The organism is Erwinia sp. HDF1-3R (assembly GCF_039621855.1).
Classification (GTDB): Bacteria; Pseudomonadota; Gammaproteobacteria; order Enterobacterales; family Enterobacteriaceae; genus Erwinia.
Genome location: NZ_CP155071.1, coordinates 645,782 through 661,923, shown reverse-complemented (window position 1 = coordinate 661,923; position 16,142 = coordinate 645,782). Strand labels below are relative to the sequence as shown.

Here is a 16,142-nt window from a genome sequence, read left to right as displayed (position 1 = left end):
GTGATTAAGGTTCATTTCAGTCTAACAGACTCGGAGAACAATTTCGCAGTAGCCGCTTAACCTGATAGCATTAGCCTCTTTTTTAGGGAGCCTCCCATGACTAAACAGCCCGACGACTGGCTCGATGATGTACCGGATAATGAAGAAGAAGAAGACGACGAGATTATCTGGGTCAGTAAAAGTGAAATTAAACGTGACGCCGAGGAGCTAAAGCGCCTGGGCTCAGAGCTGGTCGAGTTAAGTAAAAACTCGCTGGATAAGATCCCGCTGGATGAAGATCTTCGTGCGGCCATTGAGCTGGCGAAGAAGATCAAAAAAGAGGGCTACCGCCGCCAGATCCAGCTGATTGGCAAGATGCTGCGCTCGCGCGACGAAGAGCCGATCCGCCTGGCGCTGGATAAGCTGAAGAATCGCCACAACCAGCAGGTTGCGCTTTTCCACAAGCTGGAGATGCTGCGTGATCGCCTGATTGAACAGGGTGACGAAGCGATCCCGGACGTGCTGACGCTTTACCCGCATGCCGATCGCCAGCAGCTGCGCTCAATGATCCGCAACGCGCAGAAAGAGAAAGCGTCTGAGAAGCCGCCAAAGTCCAGTCGCCAGATCTTCCAGTATCTGCGCGAGCTTGCCGAGTCCCGCTAACCAGCCCGCTCGCCAATACAAAAAGGGCGGAGTCCCCTCCGCCCTTTAACTGCTTTGCCCACCGGAAAGGTCGCTCCGGTTCAGCCCGCTGATTCAGCGCGCCAGCTTTTCCAGCAGCTTCTGATGAATCCCGCCAAATCCCCCATTACTCATCACCAGGATGGTATCGCCGGGCTGCGCGGTTTTAACGATCATTTCCACCAGCGTATCCACCTCCGCACTCCAGTGCGCCGGCTGCACGCACGCCTCAGCAACGTCTGAAACCTGCCAGGGAATATGGTGCGGCTGCAGCAGGAAGACTTCATCAGCACGGGCCAGCGCCGGAGCCAGGTCGTCCTTACTGACCCCCATTTTCATGGTGTTGGAGCGGGGTTCCAGTACGGCCAGAATACGTGCCGTACCGCCGACCTTGCTGCGCAGCGCGGTCAGCGTCGCGAGAATGGCCGTTGGGTGATGAGCAAAATCATCGTAGACCTTAATGCCATTCGCTTCGCCGCGCAGTTCAAGACGTCGACGCGCATTGATAAAGTCATTCAGCGCCCGTCCGGCATCCTCCGGCCTGATGCCAACGTGACGCGCGGCGGCGACCGCCATCAGCCCATTATGCATATTATGCTCGCCGACCAGCGCCCAGTTAACCTCCCCCACACATTCGCCATCCAGCCAGATTTCCCACTGGGAGGCATCAGGCACGCGCTTTTTAGCCCGCCATCGCCCGCCATCGCCCAGGCTCTCCTGCTCGCTCCAGCAGCCCATGGCGATTACCTGTTTCAGGTTGTGGTCCTGCTCTGGCAGCAGGATTTTTCCCTGGCCCGGCACGATGCGCACCAGATGATGGAACTGACGCTGAATAGCGCGCAGATCGTCAAAAATATCGGCGTGATCGAACTCAAGATTGTTGAGAATCAGCGTGCGTGGACAGTAGTGAACAAACTTAGAGCGCTTATCAAAGAAGGCGCAATCGTACTCATCCGCTTCAATGACGAAGAATGGGCTTTTTCCTAAAGTGGCGGATACATCGAAATTTCCGGGTACGCCGCCGATAACAAAGCCCGGTTCCAGCCCGCAGGCCTGTAAAATCCACGCTGCCATGCCTGCCGTGGTGGTTTTACCGTGCGTTCCGGCCACCGCAATCACCCAGCGATCGCGCAGGACAAAATCATGCAGCCACTGCGGGCCTGAGAGGTAAGGAATATTGCGTTCCAGCACCGCCTCCACGCAGGCATTGCCCCGCGTCATGGCGTTGCCAATAATTACCAGGTCGGGAGCGGGATCGAGCTGGGAAACATCATAACCCTGAATTAAATCAATACCTTGCTTTTCTAAAAGCGTGCTCATTGGCGGATAGACGTTGGCATCTGAGCCCGTCACTTCATGCCCGAGCGCGCGGGCAAGCGTCGCCAGGCCCCCCATGAAAGTGCCACAGATACCGAGGATATGAATGCGCATAACAGGTCCGTTTACAGGAAAGTTCGGCGCACAGTGTAACGCCCTCACCGTACGGAATAAACGGATTTGCCCTATGTTCTTTCGTCTTCATTCGGCTAAACTGCGTACGCATACGTTGGCAGTTTGTAAATCAGGCTGCTGCTCAACCGCAGATTCAGGGATTGTGTTATGAAAACGTTAGGCGAATTCATCGTCGAGAAGCAACACGACTTTCCTCACGCCACAGGTGAACTGACGGCACTGATTTCCGCCATCAAGCTGGGCGCAAAAATCATTCACCGCGATATCAATAAAGCCGGACTGGTCGATATTCTGGGCGCCAGCGGTGCCGAAAATATTCAGGGCGAACAGCAGATGAAGCTCGATCTGTTTGCCAATGAAAAACTCAAAGCGGCCCTGAAGGCGCGCGGCATTGTGGCCGGTATTGCTTCGGAAGAAGAAGACGAGATTGTCATCTTTGAAGGCGTCGAGAACGGTAAATACGTCGTTCTGATGGACCCGCTGGACGGCTCGTCGAATATTGACGTTAACGTTTCGGTCGGTACGATTTTCTCAATCTATCGCCGCATTACCCCGCCAGGTACGCCGGTGACGGAAGAGGACTTCCTGCAGCCCGGTAGTCAGCAGGTTGCGGCTGGCTACGTGGTGTATGGTTCTTCTACCATGCTGGTCTACACCACCGGCTGTGGCGTACATGCCTTTACCTACGATCCCTCACTGGGTGTGTTCTGCCTCAGTGCGGAAAAAATGGCGTTCCCGGAAAAGGGTTATACCTATTCGATCAACGAAGGAAACTATATTCGTTTCCCGAAAGGCGTGAAAAAATACCTGAAGTTCTGTCAGGAAGAAGATCAGCCCACCCATCGTCCATATACCTCCCGCTATATTGGATCACTGGTTGCAGACTTCCATCGTAACCTGCTGAAAGGCGGTATTTACCTCTATCCGAGCACCGCCAGCCACCCGAAAGGTAAGCTGCGGCTGCTGTATGAGTGTAATCCGATGGCGTTCCTTGCCGAGCAGGCCGGTGGTAAAGCCAGCGATGGCGCACAGCGTATTCTGGACCTGGTGCCGGAAACCCTGCACCAGCGCTCGCCGTTCTTTGTCGGCAATACCGATATGGTTGAAGACACCGAACGCTTCCTGCGCGAGTATCCTGACGCCTGAGCACCTGGCCTAACGCCAGCAATTCCGGCGGTTGCAGTCAGCGGATAATGCGTCAGTAAACCTGGTGACATAAGCCAGATGAGAATGCGTCAGTAAACCTGGCCATTGCAGCCGAAAGCTGTCAAAAACAGGGCGATCTTACGATCGCCCTGTTTTTTTATTCCGTGGTTATCGCCCGCCGCTGTCCGCTGGCGGGATTTTACCACCGTGGCTAAAGAGGATAACGGGGTAACATCAGGCCGGACTCACCCGGAATGCCGCCATCGACTGAACCAGCTGCTGTGACTGCTCTTCGAGTGACTGCGTTGCCGCCGTCGCCTGCTCTACCAGAGCCGCGTTCTGCTGGGCGACTTCATCCATCTGCGTCACTGCCAGATTAACCTGTTCAATTCCACGACTCTGCTCCTGCGACGCGCTGGAGATCTCTTTCATCAGCTCCGTGACGCGCATCACCTCCGTGGCTATCTCGTCCATGGTTTCCCCCGCTCTGGTCGCCATCTGCGCCCCTTCACTGACGCGGCTCTGAGATTCAGTAATCAGCGAGCGGATCTCCGTGGCGGAGGTCGCGCTGCGCTGCGCCAGGTTGCGAACTTCTCCGGCTACCACCGCAAACCCCCGCCCCTGCTCGCCAGCCCGCGCCGCCTCTACGGCCGCATTCAGCGCCAGAATATTCGTCTGGAAGGCGATATCGTCGATCACCCCAAGAATATCGCCGATACGCTTTGAACTGTGGGTAATCTGCTGCATCTTCTCCATCACGTAGCTAACGACCTCGCTACCGCGATCGGCGCTGTCTGAGACTGAGCGTGCCAGCTGATGCGCCTGGCTGGCATTGTCGGCATTGAGCTTCACCGTGGCGGTCAGCTGCTCCATGCTGGCGGCGGTCTGCTCCAGCGATGCGGCAGACTCTTCGGTACGCTGTGAGAGATTCAGGTTGCCAGAGGCCAGTTCGCGGCTGCCCACGTCAATTTGCAGGCTGGCATCCCGTACGCGGCTGACCGAAAGCTGGAGCGAAGACTGCATCGCCGTCAGGGCCGCATTCAGACGTCCCAGCTCATTCTCCCCGCTTTCAGGTAGCCTGCGGGTCAGGTCACCCGCAGCCACAAACTCAAGATGCGCAATGGCGGTATTCAGCGGTCTGAGCAGGATAGCGCGTAGCAGCATCCAGGCCGCCGCCAGCAGAATGATCGTCAATACGCCGCAGAACAGGATCAGCACGGTGAGGATGCGTTCATTTTTTTTCGCCTCCATCAGCTGAGCCTGGGTGACCTGGTTGGCATAGAGACTGAAATCGTCCACCGCTTTAGCAAAGGCAATATTTAGCGAGCCCAGCTTCTCCTCAAGCAGGGTGTAATAGCCGTCAGGATCCTGTTTCTCCAGGGCTTGCTGCATCGGGACGATCCCTTCGCTCAGATACTGGTTATAGCGGGCAATCAGGGCGTCCGCCAGCGCCTTACCGTGAGTGGTGACGGTCCCGGCGTCGACGAAACGCTTTATTTCAACGTGCGAGTTAGCAACATTATTTTTTACCAGCAGGGTGATGGCACTGGATTCGTCTAACATACCGATTTCCATTTTCCGGGTCGCCAGCGCGGCGCTCGCTCTGGCGCGCAGCAGGCTGTTATTAGCCAGAAACAGGCTGTTAAGTTCCACTCCCTGAATGCGGTTAACCACATCAAGCGAACGATTCCCTTTATTAATGGCAAAAATACCCATCACGCTAACGCTAAGCAGCATTAGCGTCATCAGGGCGAGAAGCACGATCAGGCCGGTGCGTATTGAAATTTTTCTTAGCATGGTTTGAATGACCTTTAATTAGACGGTATGCCTGAAAGCCAAAAAGAGATTAAGGTATCGGCAGCCGAAGGGTCATTCTTTAGAAAAGATGATGAAAGGAGACGTAAACAGAGCGTCAGCTTTGACAGGGATCACTTTTTCCCCCGCTGAAGAGAGAGGAGGCATCCATTCGTTATAAGTAGTTAATTAACAGGGGATTCAGGGATTTTCAACGGTGATGACGGCGCGTAAGCGCAGAATGCCGTACATGCCGATAGCCGAATAAATCTTCACTCCTGACGCAATTTCACAGTGATTTCATACAGACCTAAACCTGTTAAGCAGTTAATCCCACCAAAAATCCGCCTATATAACAGTAAAAATGAACTTTGATTTTAAGCAAAATCACGCACTCTCGCGCTCTTTCGTTCAGACAAAGAGGTGTGAGGTCGGCACAGGCTATATGCCGCATCTGGCGCTGCGGCAACACTTAGTGCACGCGATTTGCATGCGGCGTTATCACCTGACCCGGCAGCCATTCAGGCAGCCCTTTACTGGCCCACCCTTTGCCTGACGTCAGCCAACGTATCACGCCATAACTGGAGCATTCTGAAAGGCCAAAAAGGGGGGATACTTTCATATTCAGTTGGCTATAATGAGCGACACATGATTTAAGACTGAATGAAGGAATTGACCATGAGTTTGAACCTGGTTCCAGCAGGTAAAGATCTGCCAGAAGATATTTATGTGGTTATTGAGATCCCGGCGAACGCCGATCCAATCAAATACGAAGTTGATAAAGACTCCGGCGCGCTGTTTGTTGACCGCTTCATGTCTACCGCCATGTTCTACCCGTGCAACTACGGTTACATCAACCACACCTTGTCTCTGGACGGCGACCCGGTTGACGTGCTGGTGCCAACGCCGCATCCATTGCAGCCTGGCTCAGTGATCCGCTGCCGTCCCGTGGGCGTCCTGAAAATGACCGACGAGTCTGGCGAAGATGCCAAACTGGTTGCTGTCCCGCACACCAAGCTGACCAAAGAGTACGATCACATCAAAGATGTGAACGACCTTCCTGAGCTGCTGCGTGCGCAGATCACCCACTTCTTCGAGCAGTATAAAGCCCTGGAAAAAGGCAAGTGGGTTAAAGTTGAAGGCTGGGATAATGCAGCAGCAGCAAAAGCTGAAATCATCACCTCTTTCGAACGCGCCGCGAAGAAGTAATCCTCTTCAGGGCAAAAAAAACACCGCTCACTGAGCGGTGTTTTTGTTTATCAGCCCATCAGGCCTGCCCTTGCGCATCGCGCAGCAGCCAGTCACCGCTGTCGATACGCTGTTTTCCCATCACCGATCGCTGATAGACGTACAGCCAGGCGCTGCCGTAAGGCGTCTGCACCAGCGCCCGCTTATACTCTCCCCCCTGGGTGCGTAGCGCATCCAGCTCGCCCAGCGTGGAGGCATCAATGCGGTAGACTTCGCAGTACACCTGACCCTCTCCCACCACTACGCCGGGGTAGTGCCCAAGATTGTATAGCGCATAGCCGCTAATCTGGTGATCGCCCAGCCACTGGCCGTTAGTCATCCAGTGACTGTTACCTTGCTTACGTCTTAAGCTGCCGTAGACAATTATTCGCATTGCTAAAACTCAAACTGATAAAGTAAATCCAGCGCCTGATCGATACCAGACACCGCTTCCAAATAGAGTTTAGGCATCAGGCGATAACGCAGGGTTAGCGTCGCCAGTGAATCAAATATGCCAACACCGTATTTTACCTGCAGACCCGGCAGTACATAGCCGCTAACCTGGACCTGCTGACTGTCACCGACGCCAGCCGTATCCAGCGCCAGATTACTCACGCCGAAGGTCTCCCCGATTTTACCCACAACCTGACCACTTTGTGCAAGCCCCAATCCTACCAGCGCTGAGGTTATTGCACTGCTATCGCTACCGCTCGCATCCAGTCCCTGTCCGCGAAGCAGATAAGAGAGCGCTTCCTGCTGTGACATGGTGGGGTCAGCGAAGACTTCGGCCTTCGGCTCATCTGCCAGCCCGGTTACGCGAACGCCTGCGGTCACGTCGTCTTCCGTGGCCTCCGGATTACGGATTGCCTCGATGTTCAGATAAGGCTGATCCGGCGGTCCGGCAAACTGTAGCTCGCCCTTACGCACGATAAGATCCTGTCCATAGGCGTGAAAACGGCCGGATGGAATATTGATCTGACCGTTCAACCCCAGACCGCGCTTATCCTGTACCAGCTTCAGGTCACCGTTCAGGCTGGCCTTCAGGCCGAATGCGCTGAGCCGCACGTCATCTCCGACGTGAATAACCAGATTACTGTTAATCGGGATCGCCGCGGTTTTCGGGGCCACCGGCTTCAGGTCTTTATCCAGCAGCACTTCGTCTGATGATACGCCTACCGCACTTTCGGGAACCTCCTGCACGGTGATACGCGCCCAGGGAATATCCACGCGCCCGTCAAGATTGAACATCTGCGGCGTCGCTTCAAATACCAGATCCGGAGAGACATCCATCCGCACCATCGGCGGCACGGTAACCCGGACCTTTTCGCCCTTCGCCGCCACGCGTGCACGCCAGGCGTCCAGCTGCCGCCAGTCGGCATCACCGTTAAGCGCAATCTGTCCGTGGGAGGTCTTAATCAGCCCTTCCAGCGTTGAGCTCATGCCGTTAAAGACCATGTTCAGGCTGGCTGAGGTCAGTTCGACCGGCATAAAGCTGCCCTGTACATCAACGTCCTTCAAGCCCAGCTGACCATATACCTGGGGCTGTTGCAGGTTTCCGCCCAGTCGCAGGTTGCTGTTAAGCAGGCCCGCGACCTTCTCACCCTTCATCAGTGCCGGATTCAGCATCGCCAGCGACAGGCTGGCAATATTAACGTTGCCGGAGAGGGTGCGCTTACCCTGCGGGTCGGCAATCTGCACGTTGCCGTTAAGCTGGCCGTTGTTCGCGATGCGGATCAGCCAGTCGAGCTGAGCACGACCGTCGTGCAGCCCGGCGTTAAGGTTTAGCTGGTCGAACGCAATGGGCAGTTTATTGCCCTGCACGTCCTGCACCACCTTCACCCCGTTACCTTTCAGCGTCACGCGCCCCTGTGGCAGACCGCCGTCAGCTTTCCAGGTGACGTCGGCATCACCGGTGAATACGCCGCTGAGTGCGGTCTCTTCGCCGAGGAAGGGTTTCGCCATCGCCAGATCGAAGCGGTTAAGCACCACTTTGGCATGGCCGGATGGACCTGCCTCAATGGTTTGCGGGACGCAGATCTGCGCATTCGGATTTTGCCAGCAGTGCGGCCCAATGCTCACCGTCTGCTTCGCGTTCAGATAATCCAGTGCGATGGCGCGGGTCAGGCGCCATTCCCCTACCGGCGTATCGAAGCGCGTATTATTCAGCGTCCCGGTCCAGCGCTGTGACTGACGATCAAAACTGCCGTTTAGCGCCAGCTGTCCGGAAACCGGCTGCCCGCTGATATTAAGCTTCAGCTGATGCTGCTTCTCATCGCCGCTGGCATCCAGCGTAACCAGAGAGAGGTTGAGCGCATCCTGTTTGATCCGCTCGACGCGCAGCGCCAGCTTACCTTTAATCTCATCCCCTGAGCTAACGTCGCCTTTTAGCGTCGCCCGGGCAATACTCAGCGCCTGCCAGCGCAGCCCGGCGGCAGTCACGTCGGCCAGCAGCTGCGGCGCCTTCAGATCGCCACGCGCTTTAATCGTCCCTTTCACCACGCCGCCCAGACCGGGAAGCGCGTTATCGAGGTGTGCGGCATCTATATTGGCATCCAGCGCCAGCTTGTCGCCAAGAGAACCCTTAACATCAAGATTATTACGCCCCAACACCAGCTTCAGGCCGGGTATATCCCACTGGTTGTAGCTGTTGCCATACAGGGAGCCGTCGGCGGTCACCGCATTCTGCTTCACGTTGCCGCGCAGCTTCAGCTCAGGCACGCGCACCTGCCAGCTGCCGCCATAGAGGCTGCCACGGGTGGTGATTTTCCCTTCCAGCTTCGCCGGCCAGTCCGGATACTGCTTCGCAGTATTAATCCCGGAGAGCGTCAGCTCACTGCGCCAGCTGATAGCTTTGCTCCAGTCCACCAGCGCCGTCAGATCGGTATTACCCTCCAGCGCCGCCAGCCTGAGCTTGTCCAGCGAGAAGTGTTCAACGTCGCCTTTGCCGTTCAGGGTGAGCGTCGCGGGGGGAATGCCCTGCCCTTTCAGGGCGGTCCTGAGCGACATCACGTAATCCGTCGCCTTACCCTTAAAGCTGAAGTTCAGGTTATCCGCCTGGTACTGGGTTTCCCCGTTCAGCGGCCAGCGCAGCTGCGCGCTTTGTAGCGCAAGCGACAGAGGCAGCCCGGCCTCGGCCAGCCTGGCACCGGCATCCAGCTGCGCCCGCAGCGGGCCGGAAAGGTTGAGCGCCAGGTTTAGCTGCTCGCGCAGGCCGCCGCTGACGGTCATTTTGATCTTCTCACCTTTGACCGGATCAAAATTCAGCGCGCTGTTGAGCGTGAAGCTGACCGGCCAGTTACCCGCCAGCGTAGCCTCTCCCTGTGCGTTGAGGCGTCCCTGAGGCGAATCCACCGCCAGCGTCTCCAGCTGTAGCTGGCGATCCTGGGTTTTGGCCTTCACCAGCAGGCGGTTAATGGCAATGTCGGTATCGCCAGTAATACGCAGCTGTTCGCCCAGCAGCTGCTGTACGTCGACGTCCAGAGGCATTTTGAAGTCGGGCAACTCCGGCAGCAGAGGCTTAGCAAACATCGCCTTTAGCGTCTCACCCAGCGGCTGCTCATCCGCTTTCGGCTGCTGTACCTTTGGCTGAACCACCTGCTTATCGGCCACCTGCGCAGCCTTAGGCAGCGCAATCAGCAGCCCCTGAATATGGGTCGGCATCAGGGTCAGTGCCCGCTGCTGCCAGTGCATACCCGAGGTGAAGTCGGCCAGTGAAATTGCCGTATCATCCACCTTAACGGTGATATTGTGCAGCGCCAGGCGGCGAAGCGTAATCGGGTAAGGCGTACTCAGATCGCCCGTCGACGTATCTTTATCCTGCGTCTCTGCTGCGGGGGTCATTTTTTTGCTATCAACCGCCACGTTAACGTCTTTCAGGGAGAAGTCGTTAACGCAGAATGCGCTGTGCCTCAGACAGCCCAGCTGCAAGGCCAGGTGAAACTCCCCGGCGTTAACCGTCACGCCCGGCATCTGATACTGCACGCCTTTGAGGGTCAGGTTTCGCCAGCCGCCGTCGATCTGTTTAATCTGCAATCCCGGCACCCAGCGCGATGCGCCGTTCAGCACCAGATGCAGGCCGGTTGTAGTGCCCACCAGGAAGGCGATTGTGCCCAGCAGCAGCATAATGAAAATCAGAATGCCGATCAGGACCTTTTTCCAGCGACTCATAGTTCAGGCCCCAGTCCGATATAAAACTGTATGTCACGATCTTCGTCATCACCCACCGGGCGGGCGATATCCAGCTTGATTGGCCCCACCGGTGACTGCCAGCGCACGCCAAAGCCCGCGCCCGTTTTTACGTTACTCTGTTTGATGTCGTTTACCGCTTCACCGGAATCAATAAACACCGCGCCCCACCACTTGCCGGTGACGTTGTACTGATACTCCAGCGATCCGGTTGCCAGCTTTGAGGCACCGGTCAGCTTACCGTCGTCATCGCGCGGGGAGATGCCTTTATATTTGTATCCACGGATGCTGCGATCGCCCCCGGCAAAAAAGCGCAGATCGGGCGGAACACGCTCAAAATCGCTGGTTTCAATCCAGCCAAGGTTGCCACGCACGACGAAGCGGTTTTTTTCTCCCAGGGTGCGGATCCAGACGTTCTGCGCCTGCACCACGGCGAAATCAACATCCGAACCCCAGGTGGTATCGGAGACGTCCAGGGAGTAGCGCTGGGAATCGCCCCAGACCGGCATCAGCCCGCCGCGCGAACGGGTACGGTTGATGCTCACGCCGGGGTAGATAAGCATGGTGGTATTGGTGACGTTACCCTGGGTAAAGTGATCCAGGCTCCAGCGCAGGTTTATGGCCCGCTGCCAGCCGGAGGAAGACTCCCAGTAGCGCGATGCCGCAAGGGTCGAGGAGTCTGCTTTGGTGTCATTCAGATCGGTACGCTTGAGTCCGCCCTGCAACAGGTAATACTGTTCGATCGGGCTTTTCAGCAGCGGGATCTTGTAGCTGAAATCCAGCTGCTGTTCGGGTGCGGAGATGTTTGCGCTGGTGGTAAAGCTATGGCCGTAAGAGTTAACCCAGGGCCTTTTCCACGTCGCCTTAACGCGCGGGCCCACGTCGGTAGAATAGCCCACGCCGGTTTCAATGGTATTTTCGGTCCGCGGGGTGACCACGCCCTGCAGCGGCAGTACTTTGGTCTTACGGGATTTGTCGAATACAGGTGCTACCACGACCGAGTTAAACCAGCCGGTAGCAGAAAGTCTGCGGTTCAGTTCGGCCAGATCGCGCGAGCTGTAGTAGTCGCCTTTCTTAAAGGGCACCAGATTCTGCAGGTACTCTTCCCGGATCTGTGAGCCTTCAAAGCTGACGCTGCCAAAGCGATACCGCTGGCCGCTGTCATAATCAATATCCCAGAACGCCTCGTGACGATCGACCGACACGCCAAGCTGGCTTTTGGTAAAGTCGCCGTCGAAGTACCCTTTGCGCAGGGCCATATTGCTGAGCGAGCTTTTGAATTTGTCGTATTCACCGTGATTGAGCACGCTGCCAATTTTGCTTTTGGCGCCCTGCACCAGAGCCTGATAGTCAGCGTCGGTGCGGCCTTCACCGCGAATAATGACCGTTTCGCCCGCCAGCTTAACGGGCTTACCCGGCTTGACGTTGGCCACCAGCAGCGGTCTTTTACCGCCTGCCGGGGGCGGGAGCAGGCTAAACTCGATGGTAGGCTCATAGTAGCCCAGCGCCTTCAGGCCCTCTTTGACCGCCTCGCTTACGCGCGCGCGAAAACGCCCATCGGCGGAGATTTCATCGCTGGAGATGGTCGAAAGCCTCGCCCGCACGTTTTTCTGTAATTCCCCGGATAACCCTGTCACCTGCAATCGCACGGTCGCTGCCTCTACAGCGGGTGCGGCAGCGATCAGACAGATCATGCAGTAAAGATGAATTCGTGGCACGCTTACTCCTGGTTTTATAGCCGTCCCCTGGTCCAGATGGGCATGACGTCTTCTGGTAACTCGTCCTGATGTTCAGGGTGGTGTTAATCATGGCAAAGTTTTGCCTGATTTCACCCTTATTTAACCGATAAAGCTAAAATTTTGACTTATTGTGCGTAAAGAATTGACATGATACAACATATGATCGTGATTGAATGTAAATCGGACGGCTATGGAAGGGAGATGCTCACCAAAGAAGCGCTCACTTCGTAAAGCTCGCCGTACGCGATCGCGGCAGGGACGAAAGCGGGTCTGTCGAGCGCCGCAATTGTAAGCACTCGCCACCACGGCTATAATCCCCAGCACGGACCGCAATGCGGACCGTCGATACAATTCTGCCCCGGCGTTATTACCCGGTGCAGACATTTTTGGCACGGACAGCCGACCCTGACTGAACGGGATCTCACGTTCGCAGATCCTTATGCGCTGCCCAGGCCAAAAATGACAGGTGATTAACCCAAGGCCAGGTTTCAGGCGCTTCACTCTGATTGCTACTGAATCGTGCCATATTATGGATGTTCTATGTTAGACAGCTTGCTTGTCATCTTACTGCTGATTGCGGTCAGTTCATTTTTCTCTCTTTCAGAAATCTCGCTGGCGGCGGCACGCAAAATCAAACTGAAACTGCTGGCTAACGACGGCAATGTGAATGCCCAGCATGTGCTAAAAATGCAGGAAACCCCGGGGATGTTCTTTACCGTGGTGCAGATTGGGTTGAATGCGGTCGCTATCCTCGGCGGTATCGTCGGTGACTCGGCCTTTTCTCCGGCCTTTCGCTCGCTTTTTCTGCGCATTGTCAGCCCCGAGCGCGCCGAGCAGCTGAGCTTTGTGTGCTCCTTCACCCTGGTGACCAGCCTGTTTATTCTGTTTGCCGATCTGTTCCCTAAGCGTTTGGGCATGATTGCCCCCGAGGTCATTGCCCTCAAAATCATCAACCCAATGCGGCTGTGCCTGTTTATTTTCCGCCCGCTGGTGTGGTTTTTTAACGGCGGAGCCAACATTATTTTTCGCCTGTTTAAAATCCCGCTGGTGCGTAAAGACGACATCACCTCTGACGATATTTACGCGGTGGTGGAAGCCGGTGCGCTGGCGGGCGTGCTGCGTAAGCAGGAACATGAACTGATTGAAAACGTATTCGAACTGGAGTCACGCACCGTTCCCTCGTCGATGACCTCGCGTGAAAATGTGGTGTGGTTTGATCTGCACGAAGACGAAGAGAGCCTGAAGAAAAAAATCGCCAACCATCCCCACTCCAAGTTCCTCGTATGTAATCAGGATATCGACCATATCGTAGGCTATGTGGACTCTAAAGAGCTGCTGCTGCGCGTACTGGGGCACCAGAGCATGGCGCTTAACAGCGGCGTACAGATCCGCTCTGCGCTCATCGTGCCGGATACCCTGACGCTATCGGAAGCGCTGGAAAGTTTTAAAACCGCCGGCGAAGACTTTGCGGTGATCATGAATGAGTATGCGCTGGTGGTGGGGATCATTACCCTTAATGACGTGATGACCACGCTGATGGGCGATCTGGTCGGTCAGGGAATGGAAGAGCAAATTGTTGCCCGCGATGAAAACTCATGGCTGGTCGAGGGCGGTACGCCGATAGATGACGTCATGCGCGTACTGGATATTGATGAGTTTCCTCAGTCTGGCAACTATGAAACCATCGGCGGCTTTATGATGTTTATGCTGCGTAAAATCCCCAAACGCACCGATTTCGTTAAGTTTCACGGCTACAAGTTTGAAGTGGTCGATATCGACAGCTATCGCATCGATCAGCTGCTGGTTACGCGCATCGTTGCGCGCCCACCGACGGCTCCGGTACTGCCTGACGCTGTCGAAGAATAATCAGTCTGTTGGAAATTCAGGTCTGGCAGAAACAAGTAAGGCGCGAAATTCGCGCCTTACTTTTTCCCCCCGCGCAGGCGGATGGAGGATTAGTTAAATTCTGTCTGCATACGCAGGACCTGACGGTTCACTTCTGACATCACGCTGTAGTGCTGTTTGTCTTTGATACGCGGGAGAAGAATTTTCCCCTTATCGAACTCGAAAGCGCCTACGTCTTTTATATACAGCCTGCCACGAAAGAGAATTTTAACGTATTTAGCAACCTGCAGCGGGTTATATCGCTGAAAGATCTTCATTGTGGTTCAACTCCTGAAAATGATGCTCGCTGCGTCGTGTCCAGGCTTGGTACGAAGCTTTGCAGCGAAAAGTGGATTTACTATAGACCAGGATCGTCTTCCTGAATTCCTAAAATCAAACTTTCTTACTGTTATTACATATCCTGACAGTACGCTCTGTCATATCAACGCGGGCAAAGAGTATAAACCTTCAAAGCGCACGGATTTGTGCAGTGTGTTGCAAAGATGTTATACCAATGCGACATAAGCATCATCTCCGTTTACTATTGCAATAACATGACCATCTGGTCGGATCAGATCCCAGGAGCCTCTATGTCGCCCATTCGCGCGTTTTTGATTCCCATTGCTTTACTGTTCGCCGTGCAGGCAGGCGCGCATGATTTTGTCCTGGGAGAGCGCGTATCACCCATCGGTATTGCGGATAAGGGTGAACTTGTCTACCAGCAGGACAGATTTAGCTACGCGAAATGGAACAGCGCCCACCTGGTGGGGAAAGTGCGCATCATTCAGCACATTGCAGGGCGTTCATCTGCCAAAGAAAAGAATGCGGCACTGATAGAAGCGGTGAAGGCCGCAGGACTGCCGCACGATCGCTACCAGACCACCACCCTGGTGAATACTGATGATGCTATTCCCGGTACCGGCATGTTCGTCAGCAGCAGCATCGAAAACAATAAAAAACAGTATCCCTGGTCGCAGTTCATCGTTGACGACCAGGGCGTGGCAAAAAAAGCCTGGCAGCTGCAGGATGGGGGGTCAGCCATTATCGTGCTGGATAAAGAGGGGAAAGTGCGCTTTGCAAAGGATGGCGCACTGACGCAGGATGAGGTGAAACAGGTGCTCGCGCTGGTGCGTCGTTTAGTCGGATAGCCAGAGGGTCAGCTATCCGAACAGTCGGGCAAATGAAGCGTCGCGGCTTGCCAGTCCGGACAACAGGCAAGCCGCCCCGCGCAGGCGGTCAGAATATTGATACGCGAAAGCCGGGATTGAGAAAAGATTCGCGTGGGGCATAATCCAGCGTACGGCCCTGCCAGTCATGGACATGCGCCCCGGCAGCTACCGCGACGGCATGCCCCGCCCCCGTATCCCAGATATTTGTCGGCCCAAAGCGGGGGTAAAGCTGTGCTTTCCCTTCTGCCACCAGGCAAAACTTAAGCGACGAGCCAATGGCGATGGTCTGGTGCTCGCCCAGCTGGCTCAAATAGTCCTCAAGTTCGGTATCGCTGTGCGAACGGCTGACAACGACCAGCGGCGGCCGCGCCTCGCGCACCTGAATCTGCTCCCGGTGACCGCCCTCTTCCTTCCAGGCTTTCCCCTCTGCTGCCGAGTACATCACGCCCAGCACTGGCGCATACACCACGCCCATAACCGGCCTGCCGTTCTCAATAAGGGCGATGTTTACGGTGAATTCGCCGTTGCGCTTGATGAACTCTTTCGTCCCATCCAGCGGATCAACCAGCCAGTAGCGCTGCCAGGCCTGACGGACATCCCAGGCTGGAGGATCTTCCTCAGAGAGTACCGGGATCTCCGGTGATAATGCTGAAAGCCCGGCGAGGATCACCCGGTGTGCGGCGATATCCGCAGCCGTCACCGGCGAGTCGTCCTGCTTATGAGAAATATCAAGCGGTGCCTGCCCATCATAGACCCGCATAATGGCGTCTCCCGCTTCCCGCGACAGCTGGCAAATTTTCTCTAACATGCTTCACCTCTTGATTTGCGTCTTATTTCCGGTATCAAAAGCATACTTTATTATTCATCTCAGAACCTGCGGTTTGTG

General features: G+C 55.5%; 12 protein-coding genes. 5 read left to right on the top strand and 7 right to left on the bottom strand.

All coding sequences use genetic code 11. The features are described 5' to 3' along the window. Window positions 1–96 precede the first annotated feature (96 nt). On the top strand, window positions 97–642 hold the full coding sequence (gene yjgA / locus AAGR22_RS02940) for a ribosome biogenesis factor YjgA (RefSeq protein WP_067704085.1): 546 nt from the start codon (window positions 97–99) through the stop codon (window positions 640–642). Window positions 643–735: 93 nt separating this feature from the next. Here yjgA and mpl read toward each other — a convergent pair whose 3' ends face one another. Further along, window positions 736–2,091, bottom strand: a complete 1,356-nt coding sequence (gene mpl / locus AAGR22_RS02935; protein ID WP_345830179.1) for a UDP-N-acetylmuramate:L-alanyl-gamma-D-glutamyl-meso-diaminopimelate ligase — start codon at window positions 2,089–2,091, stop codon at window positions 736–738. A 168-nt stretch (window positions 2,092–2,259) separates the two neighbouring features. On the opposite strand from mpl, the gene fbp reads away from it, so the two are divergent. Then, window positions 2,260–3,258 carry a class 1 fructose-bisphosphatase gene (gene fbp / locus AAGR22_RS02930; protein ID WP_067704091.1) on the top strand — a complete coding sequence of 333 codons (999 nt, stop codon included), beginning with the start codon at window positions 2,260–2,262 and terminating at the stop codon, window positions 3,256–3,258. Between the two features lie 234 nt (window positions 3,259–3,492). Here fbp and AAGR22_RS02925 read toward each other — a convergent pair whose 3' ends face one another. Beyond that, window positions 3,493–5,055, bottom strand: coding sequence for a methyl-accepting chemotaxis protein (locus tag AAGR22_RS02925; RefSeq protein WP_067704094.1), 1,563 nt, complete (start codon window positions 5,053–5,055; stop codon window positions 3,493–3,495). A gap of 675 nt (window positions 5,056–5,730) precedes the next feature. Between AAGR22_RS02925 and ppa the strand changes: the two genes are divergently transcribed. After that, window positions 5,731–6,261, top strand: a complete 531-nt coding sequence (ppa, locus tag AAGR22_RS02920; RefSeq protein ID WP_345830176.1) for an inorganic diphosphatase — start codon at window positions 5,731–5,733, stop codon at window positions 6,259–6,261. 58 nt (window positions 6,262–6,319) lie between these two features. Here the strand turns inward: ppa and AAGR22_RS02915 are convergent, their stop codons facing one another. The 3 genes from AAGR22_RS02915 to AAGR22_RS02905 are packed head-to-tail and all read right to left on the bottom strand — an operon-like array spanning window position 6,320 to window position 12,158. Next, window positions 6,320–6,673 carry a gamma-glutamylcyclotransferase gene (locus AAGR22_RS02915; protein ID WP_067704098.1) on the bottom strand — a complete coding sequence of 118 codons (354 nt, stop codon included), beginning with the start codon at window positions 6,671–6,673 and terminating at the stop codon, window positions 6,320–6,322. Window positions 6,674–6,675: 2 nt separating this feature from the next. Next, window positions 6,676–10,446 (bottom strand): translocation/assembly module TamB domain-containing protein, encoded by a 3,771-nt coding sequence (locus AAGR22_RS02910; protein WP_345830174.1) that lies wholly within the window; start codon window positions 10,444–10,446, stop codon window positions 6,676–6,678. Then, on the bottom strand, window positions 10,443–12,158 hold the full coding sequence (locus tag AAGR22_RS02905; protein ID WP_345831537.1) for an autotransporter assembly complex family protein: 1,716 nt from the start codon (window positions 12,156–12,158) through the stop codon (window positions 10,443–10,445). The genes AAGR22_RS02910 and AAGR22_RS02905 overlap by 4 nt, the downstream gene beginning before the upstream one ends. A gap of 585 nt (window positions 12,159–12,743) precedes the next feature. Between AAGR22_RS02905 and AAGR22_RS02900 the strand changes: the two genes are divergently transcribed. After that, window positions 12,744–14,069: a hemolysin family protein gene (locus AAGR22_RS02900; protein WP_067704106.1), complete on the top strand. Its 1,326-nt coding sequence runs from the start codon at window positions 12,744–12,746 to the stop codon at window positions 14,067–14,069. Window positions 14,070–14,158: 89 nt separating this feature from the next. On the opposite strand, the gene AAGR22_RS02895 is transcribed toward AAGR22_RS02900, so the two are convergent. Beyond that, window positions 14,159–14,365, bottom strand: a complete 207-nt coding sequence (locus AAGR22_RS02895; RefSeq protein WP_067704109.1) for a DUF1107 domain-containing protein — start codon at window positions 14,363–14,365, stop codon at window positions 14,159–14,161. Window positions 14,366–14,677: 312 nt separating this feature from the next. On the opposite strand from AAGR22_RS02895, the gene AAGR22_RS02890 reads away from it, so the two are divergent. Then, window positions 14,678–15,235 (top strand): YtfJ family protein, encoded by a 558-nt coding sequence (locus AAGR22_RS02890; RefSeq protein WP_345830170.1) that lies wholly within the window; start codon window positions 14,678–14,680, stop codon window positions 15,233–15,235. Window positions 15,236–15,323: 88 nt separating this feature from the next. On the opposite strand, the gene cysQ is transcribed toward AAGR22_RS02890, so the two are convergent. Next, complete coding sequence (gene cysQ, locus AAGR22_RS02885; RefSeq protein WP_067704115.1) at window positions 15,324–16,064, bottom strand: 3'(2'),5'-bisphosphate nucleotidase CysQ; 741 nt, start codon at window positions 16,062–16,064, stop codon at window positions 15,324–15,326. Window positions 16,065–16,142 lie beyond the last annotated feature (78 nt).